At 70.7% G+C, this 24656-nt stretch carries 22 protein-coding genes; 17 read left to right on the top strand and 5 right to left on the bottom strand.

Translation table 11 applies throughout. From position 1 onward, the window contains the following. Positions 1 to 26 precede the first annotated feature (26 nt). The 4 genes from H976_RS25370 to H976_RS0108825 all read left to right on the top strand — a co-directional run bounded on the left by H976_RS25370 (position 27) and on the right by H976_RS0108825 (position 3373). Positions 27 to 992 carry a DUF2332 domain-containing protein gene (locus H976_RS25370; protein ID WP_196804022.1) on the top strand — a complete coding sequence of 322 codons (966 nt, stop codon included), beginning with the start codon at positions 27 to 29 and terminating at the stop codon, positions 990 to 992. A gap of 126 nt (positions 993 to 1118) precedes the next feature. Then, on the top strand, positions 1119 to 1313 hold the full coding sequence (locus tag H976_RS0108835; RefSeq protein ID WP_027861238.1) for a DUF5302 domain-containing protein: 195 nt from the start codon (positions 1119 to 1121) through the stop codon (positions 1311 to 1313). A gap of 33 nt (positions 1314 to 1346) precedes the next feature. Continuing rightward, a complete protein-coding gene (locus H976_RS0108830) occupies positions 1347 to 2408 on the top strand; it encodes a hypothetical protein (protein ID WP_155918107.1) in 1062 nt (353 codons plus the stop codon). Further along, positions 2405 to 3373: a glycosyltransferase family 2 protein gene (locus H976_RS0108825; protein WP_027861236.1), complete on the top strand. Its 969-nt coding sequence runs from the start codon at positions 2405 to 2407 to the stop codon at positions 3371 to 3373. Before H976_RS0108830 ends, H976_RS0108825 begins: the two co-directional genes overlap by 4 nt. Before the next feature lie 9 nt (positions 3374 to 3382). Here the strand turns inward: H976_RS0108825 and H976_RS0108820 are convergent, their stop codons facing one another. After that, the gene (locus H976_RS0108820; RefSeq protein ID WP_196804021.1) at positions 3383 to 5338 is read right to left on the bottom strand and encodes an LTA synthase family protein; all 1956 of its coding nucleotides are present in this window, start codon (positions 5336 to 5338) and stop codon (positions 3383 to 3385) included. A 141-nt stretch (positions 5339 to 5479) separates the two neighbouring features. Here H976_RS0108820 and H976_RS0108815 point away from each other — a divergent pair, with 141 nt between their 5' ends. From H976_RS0108815 to H976_RS28660, 5 genes are all read left to right on the top strand, one after another. Beyond that, positions 5480 to 6019 carry a MaoC family dehydratase gene (locus tag H976_RS0108815; protein WP_027861234.1) on the top strand — a complete coding sequence of 180 codons (540 nt, stop codon included), beginning with the start codon at positions 5480 to 5482 and terminating at the stop codon, positions 6017 to 6019. A 4-nt stretch (positions 6020 to 6023) separates the two neighbouring features. Next, a complete protein-coding gene (locus tag H976_RS0108810) occupies positions 6024 to 6584 on the top strand; it encodes a histidine phosphatase family protein (protein ID WP_027861233.1) in 561 nt (186 codons plus the stop codon). Positions 6585 to 6601: 17 nt separating this feature from the next. After that, positions 6602 to 7273: a DUF6758 family protein gene (locus H976_RS0108805; protein WP_027861232.1), complete on the top strand. Its 672-nt coding sequence runs from the start codon at positions 6602 to 6604 to the stop codon at positions 7271 to 7273. A gap of 103 nt (positions 7274 to 7376) precedes the next feature. After that, positions 7377 to 8138, top strand: a complete 762-nt coding sequence (locus H976_RS0108800) for a ParA family protein (protein WP_027861231.1) — start codon at positions 7377 to 7379, stop codon at positions 8136 to 8138. A 2-nt stretch (positions 8139 to 8140) separates the two neighbouring features. After that, positions 8141 to 8779, top strand: a complete 639-nt coding sequence (locus H976_RS28660; protein ID WP_155918105.1) for a L,D-transpeptidase — start codon at positions 8141 to 8143, stop codon at positions 8777 to 8779. A gap of 18 nt (positions 8780 to 8797) precedes the next feature. Here the strand turns inward: H976_RS28660 and H976_RS0108790 are convergent, their stop codons facing one another. Beyond that, complete coding sequence (locus tag H976_RS0108790; protein ID WP_369759013.1) at positions 8798 to 10153, bottom strand: DEAD/DEAH box helicase; 1356 nt, start codon at positions 10151 to 10153, stop codon at positions 8798 to 8800. A gap of 258 nt (positions 10154 to 10411) precedes the next feature. On the opposite strand from H976_RS0108790, the gene H976_RS0108785 reads away from it, so the two are divergent. From H976_RS0108785 to H976_RS25355, 3 genes are all read left to right on the top strand, one after another. Further along, positions 10412 to 11107, top strand: coding sequence for a ferritin-like fold-containing protein (locus H976_RS0108785; protein ID WP_027861229.1), 696 nt, complete (start codon positions 10412 to 10414; stop codon positions 11105 to 11107). Between the two features lie 215 nt (positions 11108 to 11322). Continuing rightward, positions 11323 to 11811, top strand: coding sequence for a MarR family winged helix-turn-helix transcriptional regulator (locus H976_RS28655; protein WP_051276528.1), 489 nt, complete (start codon positions 11323 to 11325; stop codon positions 11809 to 11811). Then, positions 11804 to 13408, top strand: a complete 1605-nt coding sequence (locus H976_RS25355; protein ID WP_051276526.1) for an MDR family MFS transporter — start codon at positions 11804 to 11806, stop codon at positions 13406 to 13408. Before H976_RS28655 ends, H976_RS25355 begins: the two co-directional genes overlap by 8 nt. A gap of 15 nt (positions 13409 to 13423) precedes the next feature. On the opposite strand, the gene H976_RS0108770 is transcribed toward H976_RS25355, so the two are convergent. Together H976_RS0108770 and H976_RS0108765 are read right to left on the bottom strand one after the other, a co-directional pair. Then, the gene (locus H976_RS0108770) at positions 13424 to 13645 is read right to left on the bottom strand and encodes a DUF3107 domain-containing protein (RefSeq protein WP_027861228.1); all 222 of its coding nucleotides are present in this window, start codon (positions 13643 to 13645) and stop codon (positions 13424 to 13426) included. A 28-nt stretch (positions 13646 to 13673) separates the two neighbouring features. Further along, entirely contained in the window at positions 13674 to 14312 is a 639-nt protein-coding gene (locus tag H976_RS0108765; RefSeq protein WP_036225453.1) for a TetR/AcrR family transcriptional regulator, read from the bottom strand. 146 nt (positions 14313 to 14458) lie between these two features. Here H976_RS0108765 and moeZ point away from each other — a divergent pair, with 146 nt between their 5' ends. Both moeZ and H976_RS0108755 read left to right on the top strand, forming a co-directional pair. After that, complete coding sequence (gene moeZ, locus H976_RS0108760; protein WP_027861226.1) at positions 14459 to 15661, top strand: adenylyltransferase/sulfurtransferase MoeZ; 1203 nt, start codon at positions 14459 to 14461, stop codon at positions 15659 to 15661. An 86-nt stretch (positions 15662 to 15747) separates the two neighbouring features. Further along, complete coding sequence (locus H976_RS0108755; protein ID WP_027861225.1) at positions 15748 to 16614, top strand: hypothetical protein; 867 nt, start codon at positions 15748 to 15750, stop codon at positions 16612 to 16614. A 63-nt stretch (positions 16615 to 16677) separates the two neighbouring features. Here the strand turns inward: H976_RS0108755 and H976_RS0108750 are convergent, their stop codons facing one another. Further along, positions 16678 to 17766, bottom strand: coding sequence for a hypothetical protein (locus tag H976_RS0108750; protein WP_027861224.1), 1089 nt, complete (start codon positions 17764 to 17766; stop codon positions 16678 to 16680). A gap of 95 nt (positions 17767 to 17861) precedes the next feature. Here H976_RS0108750 and H976_RS0108745 point away from each other — a divergent pair, with 95 nt between their 5' ends. The 3 genes from H976_RS0108745 to H976_RS0108735 are packed head-to-tail and all read left to right on the top strand — an operon-like array spanning position 17862 to position 24630. After that, a complete protein-coding gene (locus tag H976_RS0108745) occupies positions 17862 to 18155 on the top strand; it encodes an MGMT family protein (RefSeq protein WP_027861223.1) in 294 nt (97 codons plus the stop codon). A 35-nt stretch (positions 18156 to 18190) separates the two neighbouring features. Continuing rightward, entirely contained in the window at positions 18191 to 21424 is a 3234-nt protein-coding gene (locus H976_RS0108740) for an ATP-dependent DNA helicase (protein ID WP_036225450.1), read from the top strand. Next, complete coding sequence (locus tag H976_RS0108735) at positions 21421 to 24630, top strand: ATP-dependent DNA helicase (protein ID WP_231388837.1); 3210 nt, start codon at positions 21421 to 21423, stop codon at positions 24628 to 24630. Before H976_RS0108740 ends, H976_RS0108735 begins: the two co-directional genes overlap by 4 nt. The last annotated feature ends 26 nt before the right edge of the window (positions 24631 to 24656 follow it).

The following is a 24656-nucleotide window of genomic DNA, read 5'->3' as shown; positions in this document are numbered from 1 at the left end:
GCGTCGGGCGGTGCCAGACTCGGGGTGTGAGGGCCGCCGAGGCGTTCAGGCAGCAGGGGGAGGCATGCGCGGCGTTGGGGTCGCGGATGTACGCCGAACTGCTCTACGGGCTCGCCCACGACATCGACCGCCACGGACCGACGCGAAGGGTGTTGAGCGGGCACGAGGACGACCCGGGACCGTCGGGCCTGGCACTGCGGCTGCTCGGCAGCGTGCACCGGCTGGTGCTGGAGCGCCGGGCGGGTGGGCTGGCGGCGTACTACCCGAGCGTCGGCGGCCACTGGAACGCTCCGCACGGAGTGCCGGCGTTCGTCGCTCTCCTCGACCGGGACCGCGAGACGGTCAGGCAATGGCTCGACCGGCCGCCGCAGACCAACGAGGTCGGACGGGCGACCGCCCTGATGGGCGGGTTGCTGCACCTGCCGCCCAGGCTGCGTGGGCCAGTCCGGCTCTTCGAGATCGGCTGCTCGGCGGGGCTGAACCTGCTGGCCGACCGGTTCAGCTACGTCGACACCACCGGCAACCGGTTCGGCGCCGACCACTCGCCGGTCCACCTCCGTCCGGCCTGGCGCGGCGACCACCTGACGCCGTGGCCCGGCCTGGCGTTCGCGGAGGCGGTCGGGTGCGACCTCAACCCCATCGAGGTGATTACGACGGAGGGACGGCTCGCCCTGACGGCGTACGTCTGGCCCGACCAGCGCAACCGGCTCGAACGACTGCGGGGTGCCCTGGAGCTGTCCCGTGCGTCGCCCCCAGCCGTACGACGACAGGGGGCTGCGGACTTCCTCGAGCAGCTCGACCTGCAGGACGGGGCAACGACCGTGCTGTGGCACAGCGTGATGTGGCAGTACCTGCCCACCGAGGAGCAGGAGCGGGCCGCCGGCGTGATCGAGGCCCTCGGTGAGCGCGCGACCGACACTGCCCCACTCGTCCACCTCGTCCTGGAGCCGACCCGCCGCAAGCGCACGCGCCACCACGAGTTCCTCGCGTGATGACCACCTGGCCGGGAGGCGAGCGACGCATCCTGGGTCGGGCGGCACCCCACGGCGTGCCGGTGACCTGGGAGCCCGAGGGCTAAAGCGCTCGACCGCTCATCCACGCCGTGCGAGGGTGGGTGCATGGCGCAGTCAGAGAGCGAGTCGGGCAACGAGGACCTCAAGGCGAAGATGCGGGAGGCCCTCGAGCGCAAGCAGGCCAACGACCGTGGCGTGCCCAAGGACGGACCCGTCAAGGAGAAGGCCCACGGCTCCGAGGTCTCCGGGGGCTCAGGTCCCAAGATGCACCGCCGGAAGGCCGGCGGCGGGGGCTCCTGAGGCGAGGTCCGCCGCTGGCCTATGCTCCCCGGTGTGGCGAAGCGGGTGGTGCTCCACATCGGAGCGATGAAATCCGGCACCAGCTTCATCCAGAACGTGCTCAACCGGAACCGCGAGCGACTCCAGGAGCACGACGTCCGGTTCGCGTGCGATCGCTGGCGCCACCAGGTGCTCGCAGTGCACGACCTGATGGACCACGGGGGTCCCGAGCAGCCGCCCTTCGAGCCCGACGGCTACTGGTGCCGGCTGGTCGAGGACATCGAGAGATGGCCCGGCACCTCCGTCGTCTCGATGGAGTTCCTTGCCCCCCGGCAGCGGCCCAAGATCGACCTCATCAAGGACGCCTTCGCCGACGCCGACATCCAGGTCGTCCTCACCGCCCGTGACCTCGCCCGCTCGCTGCCGGCGATGTGGACCGAGACGATGCAGAACCGCGGCGTGAGGACCTGGGAGGAGTTCCTCGAGGCGGTCCACCACCCCGAGGAGGGCGAGAAGGTCGGTCACTGGTTCTGGCGCAACCAGCACATCTCCGCGATCGCCGAGCGCTGGTCCGAAGCCGTCGGCCGCGACCACTTCACCCTGGTCACCGTGCCGCCCAAGGGTGCGCCGCCCTCGCTGCTCTGGGACCGGTTCGCCTCCGTCGCCGGCATTCCCCAGGGCCTGTGCGACATCGACGTCCGCAGCAACCCGGGGATCGACGCGGCCTCGGCGATGGTGCTGCGCGCCCTCAACGAACGCCTCCACGCAGACGGCTTCAACCGCCAGGACTACGAGCGGGTGGTCAAGGGAGTGCTGGCCAAGCAGGGTTTCGTACGACGCGGCCGCGAGTCCGTCCCGCTTGGTCTCGACGAGCGCTGGGTACGACGGCGCTCGAAGCGTGAGCTCGAGCGGTTGCGCGAGCTCGACCTCCGCGTGGTCGGTGACATCGACGAGCTCGAGGCGGTCCCGGTGCCCGGCGTGCACACGAAGAAGGTCAGCGCCGAGCAGCAGCTGGAGGCGGCCCTCGACGGACTGACCTTCATGGCCGAGCGCAACATGCAGAACTGGGCCAGGCGTCGCGCCGCTCAGGAGTCGAAGGAGAAGGACCAGCCATGAGCGGCGTACGAGACCTGCTGCGCCGCAAGGGCGGCGAGGGCCGGACGCAGCCGGCACACACGCCACCACCGCGCGAGCCCGGTGAGCCGCTGCGCATCGCCGCCATCACGTTCTGTCGCGACGAGGGCCGGATGCTGCCGCTCTGGATCCGCTACTACGGCGGCCAGTTCGGGGTCGAGAACCTCTACGTCGTCGACGACAACTCCGAGGACGGGTCCACCGACGACCTGCCGTGCGACGTGCTGCACATCCCGCCGATCCGAGGCGGCAAGTTCAACACCACCCGGATGGCGATGGTCGGCAACCTTGGTCGCTCGCTGCTCGAGCTCTACGACGTCGTGCTGTTCTGCGACACCGACGAGTTCATCGTCCCCGACCCGGACCGCTGGGCTGGCCTGAAGGAGTACATCGAGGCGCGCACCGAGGACGGGATCAACGCCGTCGGCTCGCTCGGCTTCAACGTCGTCCACCACGTCGGCGTCGAGCCGCCGCTCGACCTCTCGCAGCCCCTCCTCGGCCAACGCCGGCTGGCCAAGTTCCTGCCGCTGATGTGCAAGCCGGCGATCAAGTGGGTGCCCGACCACTGGAGTGCCGGCACCCACGGCGTGCGCACGCCGTACGCCGTCGACCCCGACCTGTGGATGTTCCACATGAAGTTCGGTGATCGCGACCACCTGCAGGAGGCGGCCGACCACCGTCAGCGGATGGTCGAGGCCGACGGACGATCGGCGGACACCCAGTGGCGGCAGGGCGGAGACACCCTCGTCCAGCTGCTCGAGCAGGTCACCTCAGGAGTGGTCGCGGCCGATGTGCCCGAGTTCACGCCCCCGTCCGGCGAGCGGCTCGCGGCGCTGGTGACCGAGGACCCGCCCGGCAACTTCCGGGCTCCCAAGGGCAGCCAGATGAAGCAGATGGAGAACCGCCCGTTGGTCCGGATCCCCCAGCGGTTCCACGGGATCGTCTGACCGCTCGGGTCAGGACGCCGGTGCGTCGCCGTACATCGTCTTCTCGCTGTAGCGCTTGCCGATGCTCAGGTCGTACATGATCATCCGGTAGTCCGACAGCGCCTTCCTGGCCTCCGGCGTGAGCTGGGCCTTCTTCACCAGCTGGTCCTGGCTGTTGACGTACATCCCGGCGTCCATCGCCGGGATCTGCTTGTCCAGGCTGTCGAGCAGGGCGTACCAGGGCGGGATCGGCGCGTTCATCGCGTCGAACAGGTGCGGCAGGAACTGGATCGGGCTCGTGGTCGGCAGGGTGGTGTGCTTCAGCGGCTTGCCGCTGGACCAGATCAGGAAGGGCGTCTCGTGCATGGCACGCTCGCCCTCCTTCTTGAACAGGCTCTGCGGGTAGATCTGAGGCGGCAGGTGGTCGCCCCAGAAGACGACCGTGGTGGGCTCCTTCTGCTTCTTGAGCGCGGCCAGGAAGTTGGCGAGCTCCACGTCGGTGCGGGCGATGCCGCGGTTGTACTGCCCGGCGAGCTTGGCGAACTGCGGCGGGAGGCCCTGCGGGTTCATCGGGTCGTCGTACTGGCCACCGAACGGCATGTGGTTCTGCATCGTCACCAGGTGGGTGAGCACAGGCTTCTGGTGGGTCTGGATCTGGTGCAGGACCTCGTCGAAGGCCGACTTGTCGTCGATGAAGCGTCCGCCGCCGTGGGACTTGTCCTGGAGCTGGTCCTTGCTGATGAACCGGTCGAAGCCGAAGGCCTTGTAGACCGCGGTGCGGGCGTACATCCGCGGCGAGAAGGGGTGGATCGCGACCGGGGTGTGGCCATGCGCCAGGAACCAGTCGACGGCGGAGGGGAAGGTCTTGTCCTTGGACACGACCTGCTCGTAGGCGACCGAGATCTGCGGCTTGAGCTGGCTCAGGGACATCCCGGTCAGGACCTCGAACTCGACGTTGGCGGTGCCGCTGCCGTAGCCCGGCGCCAGCATCTTGCCGGAGAGCGTGTTGCCCATCAGGGCAGTCGTGCGCGGGATCGGGTCCGAGTTGAGCTTCAGGGACTTCAGCCACTCGGGGTTGGAGAAGCTCTCGGAGAGGACGGTGACGACGTTGGTGTTCTCCAGGCTGCCGGTGCGCCCCTTGTTCATCGCAGCGGCCTCGGCGGCGTACTTGTCCGCGATCTTCATCACTGCGGCCTTGGAGTAGCCCTGGGGCTCGCTCATCGCCTGGACGTGCATGTTGAACAGCAGCCCGGCGACGAAGCCGTTGCGCTGGTAGTTCACGCGCTGGTCCCAGTCACGCCAGCGCAGGCCGGTGGAGTCGAACGCCGCACGCCAGGGATTGCCGGGCTCGTTGAAGTTGCCGGCCATCCAGAGCAGCACCAGGCAGATGACGACGATGACGGCCCGCGAGGCCCGGATGACGATCAGCTCACGACGGCCGGCGCCCTTGGCGATGTTGGGCAGCACCTTGCCCACCAGCCAGCCGGCGGCCCAGCCGAGGGCGACGAGCGCGGCCAGCCCGATGGCACCCAGGACCAGTTTCGAGGGCGAGACCATCGAGAACAGGAACGAGGGCTGGCTCAGGAACGTGTAGTCGCTCGGGTAGAGGGGGTCGTTGCGCAGCTCCAGCTTGGTCGCGTTGACCGCGCCGAACAGTGCGGTGATGGCGGTGAGTACGCCGAAGGCGAGCCAGAGGCGACCGATCAGCGCGACGAACAGGAGCACGAAGACCCAGACGGCCATCAGGCTCGGCACCAGCACGGGGGAGTCGAACAGCCGGTTGCGCAGGTGGTGCAGCGGCGAGGGGAAGCTGGACGCGTCGAGCACCGCGATCACCGACCACGAGAACACCAGGGTCAACAGCAGCCCCAGGACGATCGTCAGCACCGTGCGGGCGGGTCGCCGAGCTGCGGGGCGGGCTCCGAAGGGGGCGTCCGGATGGGGTGCGGAGGTCTCGTCGACCTCCGTCGTGGTCACGCCGGGCATGGGCGGCAGCATACGTCCGCGCGAGGCCCTCCCCGGGCCGCGAACCACATGCTGGGGCGCAGTTCTCGGGTACTTCTCAGGGTGGCAGACTCGGCGCGACATCGAGTCGTCCGCCCCTCGTCATCGAAGGAGCCAGTGGAGATGCAGTTCGGCCGCAGCTACGAGGAGTTCGAGGTCGGTGCGACCTACAAGCACTGGCCCGGCAAGACGGTCACCGAGTTCGACGATCACATGTTCTGCCTGCTGACCATGAACCACCACCCGCTGCACCTCGACAGCCACTACGCCGAGGAGACCACCCAGTTCGGCAAGAACGTCGTGGTCGGCAACTACGTCTACTCGATCCTGCTCGGCATGAGCGTCCCCGACATCTCCGGCAAGGCCATCGCCAACCTCGAGATCGAGTCGCTGCGCCACGTCGCGCCGACCTTCCACGGCGACACCCTGTACGGCGAGACCCGGGTGCTCGACAAGTGGGAGAGCAAGAGCAAGGACGACCGGGGCGTCGTGCACGTCGAGACCATCGGCTACAACCAGGACGGCAAGGTCGTGTGCATCTTCCGTCGCAAGGTGATGGTGCCGAAGGACAGCTACCTCAGCGAGCGCGGCGGCGAGCAGCCCGGCCGCCCGGTCCCGCAGCCGGACAAGAACTGGCCGGGTCCCGAGGGATCGCAGGGCTGACGACGTGCCGTCCGAGCTCTGGGTGATCCGCCACGGCGAGACCGAGTGGAGCCGTGACGGCAGGCACACCTCGCGCACCGAGGTCGAGCTGACCCCCGAGGGCGAGGACGTTGCGCGCGGGCTCGCCGACCGGCTGGACGGGGTGGAGTTCGACCTCGTCCTGACCAGCCCACGGCTCCGGACCCGTCGTACGGCCGAGCTGGCGGGGTTCACGGACGCCCACGTCGAGGACGACCTCGCCGAGTGGGACTACGGCGACTACGAGGGCATCACCAGTGCCCAGATCCGTGAGCGGGTGCCGGGCTGGACGGTCTGGACGCATCCGTGCCCCGGCGGTGAGACCGCCGAGCAGGTCTCGCGCCGGATGGACCGAGTGGTGGCGAAGGTCCGTGCCCATGGCGGCCGGGTGCTGGTGTTCAGCCACGGGCACGCCTCGCGGGCACTGGCCGCCCGCTGGCTGGAGCTGCCGATCCGGGACGGCCGGCACTTCCTGCTCGGCACCGCGACCATCTCGGTGCTGGGCTACGAACGCGAGTCGCCGGTCGTGGCGCGCTGGAACTCCTGACCACTAATCTTCGGGACGTGTCGCTCGCAGCATCGTGCCCCCGATGCACCTCACCGGTCACGGGTGAGGGTGCCTCCTTCGCGTGCACGCTGCACGGTCCGATCGACCCGTTGTGGCGTCCCGACGTGGCCGACTACGACACCTTCGCCGAGCTGGTCGGGCGCATCGACGACATCCCGACCTACCTGCCCTGGCCGATGAGCCCCGGGTGGTCGATCGCCGACTTCGGCTGCGTCGGTGCCGTCGGCAGGGTCCGGGCCACGGTCACCACGACGGTCGGCACCAGTGACCTCGACGGGGAGGTCGAGGTCACCATCGTCTCGGAGGACCCCGGCATCGGGCTCGGCTCGCGCTGCGCCGGCACGTCGTACGACGACCCGGGCCCGCAGATCAGCAACGGACCGCCCTCGATCCACGTGCGCGCCGGCGGCCGGACCGTCCCGATGTGGCTGGTCGACGACCACGGCGACGGGCCTGAGCGCGAGCTGACCGTCGCGCAGCTGACCGACGGCGAGGTGCTCGCCCGTGCCGTGTTCGTCGGAGAGGCCGACGGTCGCTGGCTGTGGCTGGTGATGCGTCCCGCCTCGGCTGCCCTGCTGCTCCACGACGACTGGCTGCTGGCCGACGTCACCGGCTTCGGGCCGGAGGCACTCGAGATGCCGTTCGGCGGTCCTCGACCCGCCTGGTAGCCACGGGTGAGCCCATCGGTTGAGACCATCGATTGAGACAGGCGCGTTTCGACCCGTGCCACCTGACGGGACAACCCCCACCCGTGCGGCACAATGTGGCCTGATGTCAGCCACCCACGTCGTCGCGGTCGCCAACCAGAAGGGCGGCGTCGCCAAGACGACCACCGTCGCCTCGCTGGGCGCCGCGCTCGCCGAGCAGGGCCAGCGGGTCCTCCTCGTCGACCTCGACCCCCAGGCCTGCCTCACCTTCAGCCTCGGTATCGACCCCGAGGACCTCGACGCCTCCATCCACCACGTGCTGACCAAGGGCATGGACCCGTCCGAGGCGATCATCGAGACCGACGACGGTGTCGACCTGCTGCCGGCCACGATCGAGCTGGCGCGCGCGGAGGCCGACCTGCTGACCCGCACCGGTCGCGAGTACGTCATCCGGACCGCGGTCGAGGACGCCGACGGCTACGACTGGGTGCTGCTCGACTGCCCGCCCTCGTTGGGAGTGCTCACGGTCGCCGCGCTGACGGCCGCCACCGGCGTACTCATCCCGCTGCAGTGCGAGACGCTGTCCCACCGCGGTGTCGGCCAGCTGCTCGACACCGTCCACGACGTACGCCGGTTCACCAACCGTGACCTCGAGGTGTGGGGCGTGCTGCCGACGCTCTACGACGGACGCACCAACCACGCCCGCACGGTGCTCGAGACCATCTCCGAGACCTACGACCTCGAGGTGATCGAGCCGCCGATCCCGAAGTCGATCCGCTTCGCCGAGGCACCCGCCGCCGGCCGCTCGATCCTCAAGACGTCGCGGAGCAACAAGGGGGCCCAGGCCTACCGCGAGGTCGCGACCGCACTGCTGAAGCGAGGCTGAGCGTGAGCGGAGTACGCCGGGGCCGGGTGGTCGCCCTCGCGGCCGCCGTGCTCGTGACCCTCGTCGCGGTGCTGGGCGGTGTCGGCATCATCCCGACCAGCGGGACCACCGCCGCTGCAGCGACCGACCGGTCGACGTCGGGTGAGCAGGCCAGCCTGGTCACCCAGACCCTGCCCGACGCGGCCCGCTCGCTGGCCACGGGATCGCCGGCTCCACGGAGCAACACCCAGGACGACACCGACGTCCCGGCCGACACCGGCTGGGGCAAGCGCATCGTCTTCGACATGAGCGCCCAGCGGGTCTGGCTGGTGGACGCCGACGACGAGGTCCGTCGTACCTACCTGGTCTCGGGCAGCCTCACCGACAACCTCGATCCCGGCACCTACGCCGTCTACTCGCGCTCGCGCTGGGCGGTGGGCGTCGACGACTCCGGGGTGATGCAGTACTTCGTCCGTTTCACGCGTGGCGACCACGCCGCGATCGGGTTCCACAGCATCCCGACCAAGAACGGCCACCTGCTGCAGACCGCGGCGCAGCTCGGGACCCCGCAGTCGCACGGCTGCATCCGTCAGGCGCTGCCGGACGCGATCAGGCTGTGGAACTTCGCACCGGTGGGCACGAAGGTCGTCGTCACCGCCTGATCGCTCCTGCGCGGTTGCTCAGCTCTCGCCGGCAGCAGCCGGCTTGCCACCCCGGGTACGGCGACGGCTCCGGTTGCGCTTGCGCGGCGGACGGTCGCCGGACTTCTCGTCGGACGCCTTCGGCTCGCCGCCCTGGGCGGCCCTCTGCCCGCCGCTGTCGCCACGGCTCCGGGTGTCACGACCCCGGCCGCCAGCGCCCTTGCCGCCGCGGTCCGTGCGCTCCGGACGGGGCTTGCGCTCGATGGTGCCCTCGGGCACCAGACGTCCCTTGGTGCCGGGAGCGATGCCCTGGTCGTGCAGGAAGTTCTCCGAGCTGGAGTAGGTCTCCTGCGGGTCGTCGAAGGGCAGGTCCAGCGCCTTGTTGATCATCTTCCAGCGGTGCAGGTCGGCCCAGTCGACGAAGGTGATCGCGATACCGGTAGCCCCGGCCCGGCCGGTGCGGCCGATCCGGTGCACGTAGGTCTTCTCGTCCTCCGGACAGCTGTAGTTCACGACGTGGGTGACGCCGGTGACGTCGATGCCGCGGGCAGCGACGTCAGTGGCGACGAGCACCTGGAGCTTGCCGTCGCGGAACCGCTTCAGGGCCCGCTCGCGTGCGGTCTGCGCCATGTCGCCGTGGAGCGGCGCGGAGCTGAACCCGCGCTCCTCGAGGTCGTCGGCGATCCGCTGGGCCTGGCGCTTGGTGCGCGTGAACACGATCATCAGGTCGGCGCCCTCGGCCTGCAGCAGCCGACCGAGCATCTCCGGCTTGTCGAGGTCGTGGGCCTGGTAGATGAACTGCGCCGTCGCCGGCACCATCTGGGTGTCGGCCGAGGACTCCGCGCGGATGTTCATCGGGTGGCGCATGTGGGTGCGCGCGAGCGAGACGATCGCGGCCGGCATCGTGGCCGAGAACAGCATCGTCTGGCGGGTCTCGGGGGTCTGCTTGAGCAGCCGCTCGACGTCCGGGAGGAAGCCGAGGTCCAGCATCTCGTCGGCCTCGTCGAGGACGAGAGACTTCACGTGCGAGATGTCGAGTGCGCGGCGGTTCATCAGGTCGATGAGGCGGCCCGGCGTACCGACCACCACCTCGACGCCCGTCGCCAGGGCCTCCAGCTGCGGCTCGTATGGCACGCCGCCGTAGACGGTGAGCACGCGCAGGCCGCGGTCCTCACTGGCCACGGACAGGTCCCTGCTGACCTGGAGCGCCAGCTCGCGGGTCGGGGCCACGATCAACGCCTGCGGCTTGCCGGGTGCGACCAGCTCGTCGTAGTCGGGGTCGTGGGGGGCGACGCTGCGCTGGATCACCGGGATGCCGAACGCGAGGGTCTTGCCGGTCCCGGTGCGGGCCTGACCGATGAGGTCGGTGCCCATCAGGGCGACCGAGAGGGTCATCTCCTGGATCGGGAACGGGTTGATGATGTTGACGCGCTCGAGGGCGTCCGCAATCTCGGGAAGGACCCCGAGCTCTCTGAAGGTTGTCAGGATGCTGCCTGTTCTCGTGTGTGACCAGGCGTGTCCTGGTCGGTGGATTCCGTGGTGTGAAGACTGTTCGTACGCCGTAGGCGAGCCGCCCGCAGTGGTACAACCTGGGGGTCGTCCCGGGGGCATCCAGCCCGCGGCCACTCGTCAGTCTATCGGTAGGCTGCCGCCATGGCCGAACCCGAGCAGGATTCCGTCGCCTTCGAGGACCCCGCGTACCGCGCCGCAGTGGTCGACCTGCTCGGCGCGATCACCTACGGAGAGATCTCGGCCTTCCAGCGCCTGACCGACGACGCCAAGCTCGCCACCGAGCTGCCGGACAAGCTGGCGCTGGGCAAGATGGCGGTCGTCCAGTTCGGCCACATCGAGCCGCTGATGGAGCGCATCTCCGCCCTCGGCGCCGACCCGATGGAGGCGATGGCGCCGTTCGTGATGCCCTTCGACGTCTTCCACACCGCCACCGCGCCCAGTGACTGGCTCGAGGGCCTGATCAAGGCGTACGTCGGGGACGGCCTGGCTGCGGACTTCTACGTGGAGATCGCCTCCTACCTCGACGGAGGCACCCGTCAGCTGATCGTCGACAGCCTCGCCGACGCCGGCCACTCCGAGTTCGTCGTCGACCGCGTCCGGCGAGCCATCGAGGCCGACCACCGGGTCGCGGGCCGGCTCGCCCTGTGGGGTCGCCGGCTGATGGGGGAGGCGCTCTCGCAGGCCCAGCGGGTGGCCGCCGAGCGTGACTCCCTGGCGGCCCTGCTCGCCGGCGGCGTGGACCGTCCCGGCATGGACCTCGCCGCCCTGAGCCGGATGTTCAGCCGGCTGACCGAGAACCACGCCAAGCGGATGGCGGAGCTCGGCCTGGCCTCCTGAGGGTGTCGCGGGCTGCTGGGCAGAGCTTGGCGTGCCGCAGCTTGGCGTGCCGCGGTTTGGCCGGGCGCCCGGCCAAACCTCCAGTGGAGGCGTGAAGTTTCAGCCAACCACTCACAGTTTGGACTGCCGCCCGGCCAAACTGCAGCCCGCGATGGTGCCGCACCTCACACGCTATATAGTTGTTTGAGTCAACCAAATTGTCCTACACTTGGTCCATGACCAGCAGCCCCGTCGAGCGCGACCGGATCGAGGCCGTCGAGGCTCTCTTCGATGGTCTGGTGCGCTTCAGCCGCGCCCTGAAGGCGCGCTCCGGGGACTGGGGACACGCCGCGCGCGACCTGACCCGGGGCGACATCGTCGCCCTCGGTGTGCTCGAGGCGCGCGGGAGCACCCGGCCCGGCCAGATGGCCGCCGCCCTCAACGTCGACCCGTCCGTGATCAGCCGTCAGCTGGTCACCCTGGCCCGGCTCGACCTCGTCACCCGGGGCACCGACCCCGAGGACGGTCGCGCCGAGCTCATCACGATCACCCCGCAAGGCCGTGAGCGGCTCGTCCAGGCCCGCGAGGCCATCTGCCTCGCCCTGGCCGAGCGGCTCGGCCACTGGGACCTCGACGAGATCGGCCGTGCCACGGCCGTGGTCGAGGACCTCTCCATCCACCTGCACGAACCCACCAGTCACACCAGCAAGGACTCCCATGTCTGACACCACCATCGTCGGGACCCGGCCGCAGCAGGCCGAGATGTCCCACAAGGAGATCGTCGAGGTCCTCATCGGCCTGATGTCGGCGCTCTTCGTCGCGATCGTGAGCACCACGATCGTCTCGACCGCCCTTCCCACGATCATCGGCGACCTCGAGGGCACCCAGACGCAGTACACCTGGGTCGTCACCGCCTCGCTGCTCGCGATGACGGTGACCAGCCCGATCTGGAGCAAGCTCTCCGACCTCTTCAACAAGAAGGTCCTGGTCCAGGTCGCGATCGTCGTCTTCCTGCTCGGATCTCTGGCCGCCGGCGCCGTGCAGAACGTGCCCGAGCTGCTCGCGGCCCGCGCCGTCCAGGGTCTCGGCATGGGCGGTCTGATCGCCCTGGCCCAGTCGATCCTCGGCTCGATCATCCCGCCGCGTGAGCGGGGTCGCTACAGCGGCTACATGGCCGCGACCATGGCCGTCGCCACCGTCTCCGGCCCCTTGCTCGGTGGCCTGCTCGTCGACTCGGCCGGCTGGCGCTGGTGCTTCTGGGTGGCCATCCCGTTCGCCCTGGCCGGCCTGGTGATGCTGCAGAAGTTCCTGCACATCGACAACGTGCGCCGCGAGGTGCGCATCGACTACTGGGGCGCGCTGTTCATCACCGTCGCCGCCAGCCTGCCGCTGGTCTGGGTCTCCTTCGCCGGCACCAGCTTCGACTGGCTGTCCCTCGAGACCGCCGAGTTCCTGGGCGCTGCCCTCGTCGCGCTCGCCATCGCCATCGCCATCGAGCGCCGGCACAGCGACCCCCTCGTCCCGCCGCGCATCCTTGCCAACCGGATCACGATGCTCTCCATCCTGGGCAGCCTCGCGGTCGGAGTCGCCCAGTTCGGCGCGTCGGTCTTCCTCGCGCAGTACTTCCAGGTCGCCCGCGACCACACCCCGACCCAGGCCGGTCTGCTGATGCTGCCGCTGATCCTCGGCAACATGATCGGCGCCACCGGGACCGGTCAGTACATCACCCGGACCGGACGCTGGAAGGGCATCATGCTCGTCGGCGGTGCCGTGCTGGTGGTGGGCCTGTCCCTGATGGGCACCATCGACCACCTGACCCCGATGTGGCACCTGAGCACCTTCATGGTGCTGATGGGCCTGGGCACCGGCGCCCTGATGCAGAACCTCGTGCTGGTCGTGCAGAACACCGTCGACGTGACCGACGTCGGTGCCGCGAGCGGCTCGGTGAGCTTCTTCCGCTCGCTCGGCGGCACGATCGGTGTCGCGGCGCTCGGTGCGGTGCTCGCCAGCAACGTGGCCGACAAGATCGCCTCCGGCATGGCCGCGGCCGGCATCCCGGTCTCGGGCGGCGGCAACGTGGGCTCGCTGGACCTCGACAAGCTGCCCCCGGCGGTGGCCACGATCGTGCGGACGGCGTACGCCGACGCCACCGGCCGGATCTTCCTGATCGCCGGCGTGATCGCGATCGTGACCTTCGTGGCCGTGGCGCTGATGCCGGTCACGGAGCTGCGCACCACGATCCGCAAGACCGAGGAGCCCCACCCGGCGGGGAGCGCCGACGAGTGGAGCGACGAGCGCGAGCTCGAGCCGGTGGGCGCCTGACGTAGTCCCCTGGGGTCAGCCCCGGAAGCCGACCGTCCCGGTCGTGCTGGTGGAGATGTCGACGTAGGCGAGCTTGTCCCCGGGTACGACGAGGCGGCGGCCCTTCGCGTCGGTGAGCGAGAGCACGGCACCCTTCTCCAGGGCCTTGGTCACGGCCTCCTGGACGCCGTCGGCGTCGAGGGTGGTGTCGATGGTCAGCTCGCGGTTGGCGTTCTGCACGCCGATCTTGACCTCCATCAGGAGGACCTCCTTGTGTGGGGAAACTTCAGTGGTGGTCGTCGGTGCGCGGGTAGCCACCGATGCCGCGCCAGGCGAGGCCCGACACCAGCGCCGCGGCGGCATCCTGGTCGATCGTGCCGCGCTCCTGGAGCCAGAAGCGCGCACTGACCTGGCCCATTCCCACCAGCGAGACCGCGAGGAGCTGGGACTGCTCCTCGGGGAGCCCGGTGTCGTCGGCGATCACGTGGGCGATCAGCTTGGCGCACTCGGTGGTGACGCGGTCGACCCGGGCGCGAACGGCAGGCTCGTTGGTCAGGTCGGACTCGAAGACGAGTCGGAAGGCGCCCTCGGCGTCGGCGACGTAGTCGTAGAAGGCGTGCATGGTCGCGGTCACGCGCTGCTTGTTGTCCTCGGTCGACTCCAGGGCCCGGCCGGCGGCCGAGATGATCTGGTCGCAGGACTGGTCGAGCAGGGCGAGGTAGAGGTCGAGCTTGCCGGGGAAGTGCTGGTAGAGCACCGGTTTGGACACTCCGGCGCGCTCCGCGATGTCGTCCATCGCCGCCGCGTGGTAGCCCTGCGCGACGAACACCTCGAGCGCGGCGCTGAGCAGCTGGGCCCGCCGGGCTCGCCGGGGCAGCCGCACGCCCTTGCCGTTGGCCGCCGGAGCAGGCCGCGGTTCCTCCATGGTGCTCACCTTGCGCAGCCTACAAGCGTCCGGATCGCGGGCACGTGGACCGGGCCTGCGCGGGCGAGGGAACATGGTCGGGAGGGCCGGTGTTGTCCCCGGTAGTTCCTGAGTCCTCACGTGAACCGATCCAAGGAGAAGCAGTCGTGTCCCTTCCCGCCCTGGTCGAGCCGGCCGCAGAGCTGACCACCGACGAGGTACGCCGCTACAGCCGTCACCTGATCATCCCCGACGTCGGGATGACCGGGCAGAAGCGGCTGAAGAACGCGAAGGTGCTCGTCATCGGCGCCGGCGGACTCGGCAGCCCGGCCCTGCTCTACCTGGCCGCAGCCGGTGTCGGCACGCTGGGCATCGCGGAGTTCGACGAGGTCGACGAGTCCAACCTGCAGCGCCAGATCATCCACGGGCAGTCCGACATCGGGAAGTCGAAGGCGATCTCCGCCAAGGAGTCCATCGCGGAGACCAACCCGCTGGTCAACGTGATCGTGCACGACGAGCGTCTCGACAACGACAACGTGCTCGAGATCTTCAAGGACTACGACCTGATCGTCGACGGCACCGACAACTTCGCGACCCGCTACATGGTCAACGACGCGGCGTACTTCCTGAACAAGCCGTACGTCTGGGGCTCGATCTACCGCTTCGACGGCCAGGCCAGCGTCTTCTGGCCGACCCTCGAGGGTGCCGACGCCCCCTGCTACCGCTGCCTCTACCCCGAGCCCCCGCCGCCCGGCATGGTCCCGAGCTGCGCCGAGGGCGGCGTGCTCGGCGTGCTGTGCGCGAGCATCGGCTCGATCCAGGTCAACGAGGCCATCAAGCTGCTCACCGGCATCGGCGACCCGGCCGTCGGCAAGCTGGTCATCTACGACGCCCTCGAGCTGGAGTGGCGCACGCTGAAGGTGCGCAAGGACCCCAACTGCGCGCTGTGCGGCGAGAACGCCACCGTCACCGAGCTGATCGACTACGAGACCTTCTGCGGCGCCGTCTCCGAGGAGGCCTCCGAGGCCGCCGCCGGGTCGACGATCTCGGTGACCCAGCTGGAGAGCATGCTCAAGGAGCGCGACGAGGGCACCCGCGACTTCGTGCTGGTCGACGTACGCGAGCAGAACGAGTACGAGATCAACAAGATCCCCGGCTCGGTGCTGATCCCCAAGGGTGACTTCCTCAACGGCCACGTCTTCGACCAGCTGTCACAGGACAAGCCGGTGGTGCTGCACTGCAAGACCGGGGTGCGTTCCGCCGAGGCCCTCGCGGTGCTCAAGGGAGCCGGGTTCTCCGACGCCGTGCACGTCGGTGGCGGCGTGGTCGCCTGGGTGAACCAGATCGACCCCTCGCAGCCGTCGTACTGAGGGGCGTAACCCGTCGGGACCAGTGGCGTTGAACACAGTGAGGGGCGCGCCCGTGCGCCCGCACTGATCCCGAAAGGCCCCCACCCATGCGTCTGTCCCGCACTCTCCTGGCGACGCTGGCCGCGGCGTGTCTCGCCGCCGCCGGCCTGGTCGCCTCGACCGGCACCGCGCAGGCCGCCCCCAGCTGGGCGCCTGCTGACTCAGCGCTGATCCACCCCGGCACGATGATGTACACCGACGGCGCCCAGTGCACCGCGAACTTCGTCTACACCGACGGTGCGGGCAACGTCTACGTCGGGTACGCCGCGCACTGCGCCGGCAAGGGCTCCTCGACCGACACCAACGGCTGCTCGACCGACTCGGTCCCGCTCGGCACCAAGGTCGACTTCACCAACGACGGCAACCTCGCCTCCGAGGGCACGATCGTGGGCCACGGCACCCTGGCCTACAGCTCGTGGATCACCGAGCACAGCCTCGGCACCACCGACGCCAACACCTGCGCCTACAACGACCTCGCCCTGGTCAAGGTCGACGCCGCCGACGTCTCCAAGGTCAACCCGTCCGTCCCGTTCTGGGGCGGCCCGGTCGGCATCGACACCGACGGCACCAAGGCCGGCGACCGCGTGTGGACCTACGGCAACTCCAGCCTGCGGGCCGGCCTGTCGCCGCTGTCGCCGCACACCGGCATCAGCCTGGGTGACGACGCGGCCGACGGTGGCTGGAGCCACCCGCTCTACACCGTGAGCCCCGGCATCCCCGGTGACTCGGGCTCGGGCTTCATGACCGCGGGCGGCAAGGCGGCCGGTGTGCTGTCGACGCTGGGCCTGGCCCCGCTGCCGGCCTCGAACAACATCGGTGACCTCGCCAAGGAGCTCGCGTTCGCGCAGGCTCACTCCGGCATCTCCGGCCTGAAGCTGGAGAACGGCACCGAGCCGTTCAACCCCATCCTCTGAGCGTCTGACTCGCTGAGGCGACAGCGCCCCATCTCCCCCGCGGGGTGGGGCGCTGTCCTGTGCTCAGAAGATCCGGGAGTCCGGCTCGAAGGCGAAGGTGAGCGGGTCGCCCAGTGAGTAGACGTCGTTGGTCCGCGGCGCCGGGTCGCTGGCGCGGACGCACCTGCCGCCCGTCACGCACCGGACCAGGACCGAGGCGGAGCTCCCGACGAGGCCGGCCTGGAACACCACGGCCGTGCTGCCCTGCCAGGCCAGGGTCCGCGCGTCCACCCCACCGCTCGAGAAGGCGTAGGAGTTGGTGACGCGACCGTTGGCGAGTCGACGCACCTGCACCGTGCTCGTCAGGCGACCGTTGCGCGTGGTGGCCACGCCGACGACCCGCTTCCCGTTGGGGGACACCCGCACCGGCTGGAACCACGCCTTCCACCGGAGTCGCTTCGGGTGCGCGAGCGTGCTCATCGCCCAGCGGTGCTGCGTGGCGCGTACGGCGAGCGTGCCGGTGTGCAGGTCGGCGAACGACGTCTCCTTGCGCGTGATCCACCGGGTCGTGCCGCCCGGTGTCCACACCCGAGCCGGGACGCCGCCACCCAGCATGATGCGTCGCCCGCTGGCGTCGAGGACGCTGAGCATCTGGTTGAGGCGGCGCACCTGCGCCACGACGTGCCCGTCGAGGTCGATGACGCGCACGTCGGTGTCGGCGAAGGAGTCGTCGTCGGTCTGGTGGTAGGCCAGCACGACCCGGGAACGGGTGCGGTTGAGCCGGAACTCCGGCAGCTGTCCGTAGTCGTTGCGCTCGTCGTAGATCATCGTCGCCCCGGACGACCCGAGGACGAAGAGCCGGGCGCGGGCGCCGTAGGTGTAGTAGTACTCCTCGGGCTGGGCGACCAGGTCCATGGCCGCACTGACCAGCCACCGTCCGCGGCCGTCCAGCCCGACCAGGGAGTAGCCCACCCGGTAGGCCCCGGCCTGGCTCTGGTCGGGCAACGTGTAGCTCGCGTTGCCGACATGGAGGGTGCGCCCGGACAGGTAGGGCACCGCGCTGTCGGTGCCCCTGGGCAGGCTCGACGGGTTCAGTGCCGCGCCCGCGGGGGCCACCCCCAGACCCAGTGCGACCAGCGTGAGTGCGACTGCCACGACGATGCGTTGACGCATGAGACCACCCGTTCCGAGTCCGGCCCCGCCGAGAGTCGGGGCGTCCGGGCATCGTAGGGGAGCCAGGCGGTCTGGACACCTGCGATCATCGGCGCGTGGATCCCGAGGAGTACGTCGAACGGGTGCTCAGGGTCGTCGAGCAGGTCCCACGCGGCCGGGTGACGACGTACGGCGCGATCGCCGACCGGGTGGGCCATGGCGGGCCGAGACTGGTCGGGCGAGTGATGGCCAACTACGGGGGACCGGTGCCCTGGTGGCGCGTCGTACGCGCGGACGGGTCGCTGCCGCCCAGCCACGGGGACGAGGCACGTGCGGCCTACCTCGACGAGGGGACGCCGCTGCGTCCGAGCGGCCGGGTCGACATGCCGCAGGCCTTCTGGCAGCCCTGATCCCACGTGTCGGCGGACCGTGTTTGGGTAGGGCCGTGGACACGACCTATCGGCTGGTGCGCCCGCGTACGGGTGCGGTCGGCGCGCCGGCGCTCGACGACTCCCAGCAGGCCGTCGTCGACCACCCGGGCGGTCCGCTGCTCGTGCTCGCGGGACCGGGCACCGGCAAGACCACGACCCTCGTCGAGGCGATCGTCGACCGCATCGAGAACCGCGGGGCCTCGGCGGACTCGGTGCTCGCCCTGACCTTCAGCCGCAAGGCCGCCGAGCAGCTGCGTGACCGGGTCACCGCCCGCCTGGGCCGCACGACGTCGACGACCCTGTGCTCGACCTTCCACTCCTTCGCCTACGGGCTGATCCGGAAGTACTCCCCGCCGGAGCTGTACGCCGGCCCCCTGCGCCTGCTCAGCGCCCCCGAGCAGGACGTCGTCCTGCGCGAGCTGCTCACCGACGCGCCCGAGTCGGTGCGCTGGCCCGACTCGCTGCGCGGGGCGCTCGGCACGCGCGGGTTCGCCCACGAGGTGCAGTCGGTGCTCGGCCGTGCTCGCGAGAAGGGCCTCGACGGCGACGCGCTGCGCGCGCTCGGCGAGACCCACGACCTGCCGGAGTACGTCGCGGCGGGGCTGTTCCTCGAGCAGTACCTCGTCAACCTCGACCAGCAGAGCGCCACCGACTACACCGACCTGATCCGACGAGCGGTGCTCGAGGCGGCTGCCCACCGTGAGGAGCTGAGGGCGCGGTTCACGCACGTGTTCGTGGACGAGTACCAGGACACCGACCCGGCCCAGGTCGAGCTGCTGCACCACCTTGCCGGTGACGGGCGCGACCTGACGGTGGTGGGCGACCCCCACCAGTCGATCTATGCCTTCCGGGGTGCCGAGGTGCGCGGGCTGCTGGAGTTCCCGCGCGAGTTCGCGCGTCCCGACGGCACTCCGGCGGACGTCCTGGCGCTGCGGACGACGCGACGGTTCGGCCCCCGTCTGCTGACCGCGACCCAGCGGGTGGCGGGCCGGTTGTCGCTGCCGGGTCCGATCGACGCCGCGGCACGCGAGGCGTTCCTGTCGCCGATGGCCGAGCCGGGACGCTACGGCGAGGGCCGGGTCGAGGTCACGACGTACGAGACCGAGCGCGCGGAGGCCGAGCACCTCGCCGACCTGCTCCGGCGCGCCCACCTCGAGGACGGCATCGGCTGGGACGAGATGGCGGTGCTCGTGCGCTCGGGGCGGTCGACCATCCCCGGCCTGCGACGTGCGCTCGGAGCCGCAGGCGTGCCGGTCGAGGTGGCCGGTGACGACGTACCCCTGGTGCGCGACCCGGCGGTGCTGCCCATGCTCGATGCGCTGCGGGCCGTGCTGAACCTCGACAACGACGACCGCGACCATGTCGAGTACGTCGACCCGGGCCGGGCCGAGTCGCTGCTGACCGGTCCGCTCGGGGGGCTCGACGCCGGCGACGTACGCCGCCTGGCTCGCGAGCTGCGAGCGCGCGAGAAGGCGCGCACGCACGAGACCGGCACGCTCCCGTTGCCGTCGAGAGAGCTGCTGCGTGCAGCCGTCGTACGCCCGGGGTTCCTGGACGGCCTCGGCGGTCCGGCGCCCGACCGCGCTCGCGCCCTGCACGACCTGCTCGTCCACGCCAGGAGTGAGCTCGACGACGGCGCGAGCGCCGAGCAGCTGCTCTGGACGCTGTGGTCCGGCACCGGCTGGCCACGCCGGCTGCGCCGGTCGGTGGCGGTCGGCGGTGCCGCTGCGCGTCGTGCCAACCGCGACCTCGACTCGATGGTGGCGCTCTTCGACGCTGCCGCCCGGGCCGAGGAGCAGCGCGACCACGTCGGGGTCCGCAACTTCCTGGCCACCCTCGTGGCCCAGCAGATCCCCTCCGACACCCTGTCCGAGCGCGGGGTCCGCGGCGCCGCCGTGCGCCTGCTGACCGCCCACCGGTCCAAGGGACTGGAGTGGCGACTGGTGGCGATCGCCCACGTGCAGGCCGAGGCCTGGCCCGACCTCCGTCGTCGCTCGACGCTGCTCCAGGCCGACCGGATCGGCCGCGAGGGACTCGTCCCGCCGGTCACGCCGCGCGAGCTGCTGCTGGAGGAGCGCCGGCTGTTCTATGTCGCCTGCACCCGCGCCCGCCAGCGGCTCGTGGTGACCGCCGTGCAGTCACGTGAGGACGACGGTGAGCAGCCGTCGCGGTTCCTCGGCGAGCTCGGCGTCGACGTCACGCACGTCAAGGGTCGCCCGGCCCGGCCGTTGTCCCTGGCCGGGCTGGTGAGCGAGCTGCGCCGCACGGTCGCCGATCCGGACAGCTCCGAGCCGCTCCGCGCGGCCGCCGCGCGACGGCTCGCGCGCCTGGCCACCGAGACCATCGGACAGCACCAGCTGGTCCCGGCGGCCGACCCGGCGACCTGGTGGGGCACCCGCTCGGCCAGCCTCTCGACCCGGCCGGTGCGGGATCCCGAGCGCCCGGTGCCGATCTCGGCCAGCGTGCTCGAGTCAGTGATGGTGTGCCCGGCGCAGTGGTTCCTGCGCGACGAGGCCGGTGGCATCGAGCGGGCTCACCAGGAGGCCAACATCGGCCAGCTGGTGCACGCGCTGGCCGAACGGGTCGCGAGCGGTGAGCTCACCACCGGGCCCGGCGATGTCGAGGAGCTGATGACCCACGTCGACGCGGTCTGGGAGCGGCTGCACTTCCGCACCCCGTGGTCCAAGGCGCGGGAGCACGCCCGGGTGCGCCGGGCACTGACCCGGTTCCTGGAGTGGCACTACGCCGACAAGCGCGAGCTGGTCGACGTCGAGTCCCGCTTCTCCACGGTGGTCGAGCTGCCCGACGGCGAGGAGGTCGAGCTCACCGGGTACGCCGACCGCATCGAGCGTGACGCCGAGGGGCGGCTAGTCGTGGTCGACCTCAAGACCGGCCGGTCGATGCCGACCAACAAGTCGGTGGCGACCCATCGACAGCTGGCGCTCTACCAGTACGCCGTGGACAGCGGTGCCCTCGACGAGAAGGCCGGCGAGGGTGAGCGCCTGACCAGCGGCGGTGCCGAGCTCGTCCAGCTCGGGTCGCTCGAGGACGGGCCGGCCGTCGTACAGGAACAGGCGGCGGTGGCCGACGACGGACCCGAGCGCGACGGCCTCCGCACCGAGCTCGGGATGGCGGCCCAGATGGTGCGGGCCGAGGTCTTTCCCGCGGTGCCCGGACAGGTGTGCCGCGACTGCGCGTTCGTGCCGATCTGCCCGGCCCGGAGTGCGGGTTCGGTGCTGTCCCAGTGACGGCGATCCCGCGCGAGCTCCGCACCCCCGACGAGCTCCGGTCGGCGATGGGCACCGACTGGGCTCCGAGCGCGCAGCAGTGGGCCGCGATCACCGCGCCCTTGTCGCCGTCGGTGGTGATCGCCGGCGCCGGGTCTGGCAAGACCAGCCTGATGGCGGCGCGCGTCGTCTACCTCGTGGTGACCGGACAGGTCCGGCCCGAGGAGGTGCTCGGCCTGACCTTCACCACCAAGGCGGCCGGCGAGCTGCGGCAGCGCATCCGCGATGCCCTCCTCGCAGCGGGGGCCATCAGCGAGGCCACCTCGGTGCGCGACGACGACGTCGACGCACTCGAGCCCACGGTCTCGACGTACAACGCCTACGCCGCCAACCTGCTCGCGGAGCACGGCCTGCGCATCGGCCACGAGCCGGAGACCCGGGTCATCACCGACGCCTCCCGCTACCAGCTCGGCGCCCGGGCCGTGGAGCGGTTCACCGGCGAGATCGAGCTGCTCAGCGACCATCCGCCGACCGTGATCCAGAACCTGCTGGCACTCGACGGCGCGATGAGCGAGCACCTCGTCACCGCTGACGACGTGCGGGCGGCGGACGCCGAGGCCGGCGCCGGCTTCGCGTCTGCGATCGCGGAGGAACGCGCCGGCAAGGACCGCAAGACCTACCGCGAGGCGTCGGAGAAGGCGCTCCACGCCGTCGAGCGACGCGGCGAGCTGCTGCAGCTCGTGACCTCCTACCGGCGGCTGAAGGCCGACCTCGGGTTGATGGACTTCTCCGACCAGATCTCCCTGGGCGCCCGACTGGCCGAGGAGCATCCCGACGTCGGGGCACTCGAGCGACAGCGCTTCAAGGTGGTGCTGCTCGACGAGTACCAGGACACCTCGGTGGCCCAGGCGCGGATGCTCGCGCACCTGTTCTCCGGGGCCGACGCCGCGAGCGGCAGGGGGCACGCGGTCACGGCAGTGGGCGACCCCAACCAGGCGATCTACGGCTGGCGCGGGGCCTCGGTGTCCAACATCCTCGACTTCCCGCAGACGTTCCCGGCCGTCACCGACGAGGTGCCGGTGCTGCCGCTGACCGTCAACCGCCGTTCCGACCGGACCATCCTGAGCGTCGCCAACGCCCTGGCCGACCCGCTGTACGCCGCGACCTCCATGGTGCGTCCCCTCGAGCCGAAACCGGGTGCCCTCGCGGGCCGCGTGGCCGCGCGGGTCTTCGAGACCCAGGACGGCGAGCTGGCCTGGCTCGCCGGGGCGGTCGGCGACGCCCACACCGGGCTGTGGTCCGACATCGGCGTGCTCACCCGCGACAACGCCACCGCCGAGTCGGTCTTCGACACGCTCACCGCGGTCGGCATCCCGGTCGAGATCGTCGGTCTGTCCGGCCTGCTGCGACTGCCCGAGGTGGCCGAGATCGTCGCCATGCTCGAGCTGCTCCACGACGTTACCGCCAACACCGCCGTGCTCACCCTCCTCAGCGGGCCCCGCTGGGCGATCGGCCCCCGCGACCTCCGGCTTCTGCGCGAGCGGGCGGCGGAGCTCGCCGGGCGCCGTGGCCGCACCGAGAGCGCGACGATCGGCGACCAGCTGACCGAGATCGCCGACGGCATCGACCCGGCCGAGCTCCCGGCGCTGAGCGACGCCCTCGCAGATCCGGGCCGCGGGCCCTACTCGGCAGAAGCGCTGGAGCGGTTCGCCCTGCTGGCCGCCGAGCTCCGCTCGCTCCGGTCGTACGCCGGCGAGCCGATCCTCGACGTCGTCCGCCGCATCGTCGACACCACCGGCATCGACATCGAGCTCGCCTCGGCGGTGAGTCCCGCCGCCGCGGCCCGCCGAGACAACGTCGACCTGTTCCTCAAGGCGGTCGCCGAGTTCCAGGCGATCGACGGTGACGTCACCCTGCCGGCCCTGCTCGCCTACCTGACCGCCGAGGACGACCAGGGCAACGGCCTGGACATCGCCACCCCGACCGAGGCCGACTCGGTGAAGCTGCTCACCGTCCACCGCGCCAAGGGGCTGGAGTGGGACTCCGTGTTCCTGGTCGGCGTGTGCGAGACGCGCTTCCCGTCCAACCGTTCGCGGACGCTGTGGACCTCCTCGCCCTCGGTGCTGCCCGCGCCGCTGCGTGGCGATGCCCACGACCAGCCGCAGCTCCGGGGCTGGGACAAGGCCGCACTCGACGCCTACCGGGCCGACACGCGCGAGCACGACCGGATCGAGGAGCTCCGGCTCGCCTACGTCGCCTTCACCCGGGCCGCGCACCGGCTCGAGGTCTCCTCCTACCTCTGGAGCCCGCGGGCCACCCCCTTCGGCCCGTCCGAGTACCAACGCCTGGTGGCCGGCCTGGCCGATCAGCTCGACCTCGAGGTCGACTGGCTGGACAAGCCCGAGAAGGGAGCTGCCAACCCCTACGCGGCGACCGACGTCGCGACACCGTGGCCGGTCTCCGGGGTGGGCCGCGAGGCAGCGCTGCGTCGACAGGCGGCCGAGCTGGTGCGCGGATCCGCGGTCGACGGAGACGACGCCGACCTCGACCTCGTGGAGAGCGCGCGGGTGGAGGAGTGGGACGTCGAGCTCGACCGGCTGCTGGTCGAGGCCCGGGCCGACCGGGCCGAGGTGCTCGACGTACCCCTGCCCACCAGCCTGTCCGCGACTGCGGTGGCGCGGCTGCGCGAGGACCCCGAGGCGTTCGCCGGTGAGCTGGCCCGACCGATGCCGCGCCAGCCGTCACCCGCGGCGCGCTTCGGCACCCGGTTCCATGCCTGGGTCGAGGCCCGCTTCGGCCAGCAGTCGCTCCTCGACCCCGACGACCTGCCCGGTCGGGGCGACCTGGGCATCGACGACGAGGACGACCTGCGTGAGCTGATCACCCGGTTCGAGTCGGGGCCCTTCGGCGAACGGGTCCCGCACGCCGTCGAGGCGCCGTTCGCGCTGGTGCTGGCCGGCCAGGTGGTGCGCGGACGGATGGACGCGGTGTACGCCGAGCCCGACGGGGGCTGGCTGGTCATCGACTGGAAGACCAACCGCCGCCAGACCGCCGACCCGCTCCAGCTGGCCCTCTACCGACTGGCCTGGGCCGAGCTCCACGACGTGCCGCTCGACCGGGTGTCGGCCGGTTTCCACTACGTGCGCACCGGCGAGACGGTGTTGCCGGAGGACCTGCCCGACCGGGCCGCACTAGCGGAATTGCTGAAAAGCACCACCCCGGTCTAGACCAGTTGATCCGCTTTCGTACCTTT

The organism is Marmoricola sp. URHB0036, from assembly GCF_000426045.1.
Taxonomy (GTDB): domain Bacteria; phylum Actinomycetota; class Actinomycetes; order Propionibacteriales; family Nocardioidaceae; genus Marmoricola.
Note: the sequence above shows the minus strand (reverse complement) of the source record. Positions and strands in the feature narration are given on the sequence as shown.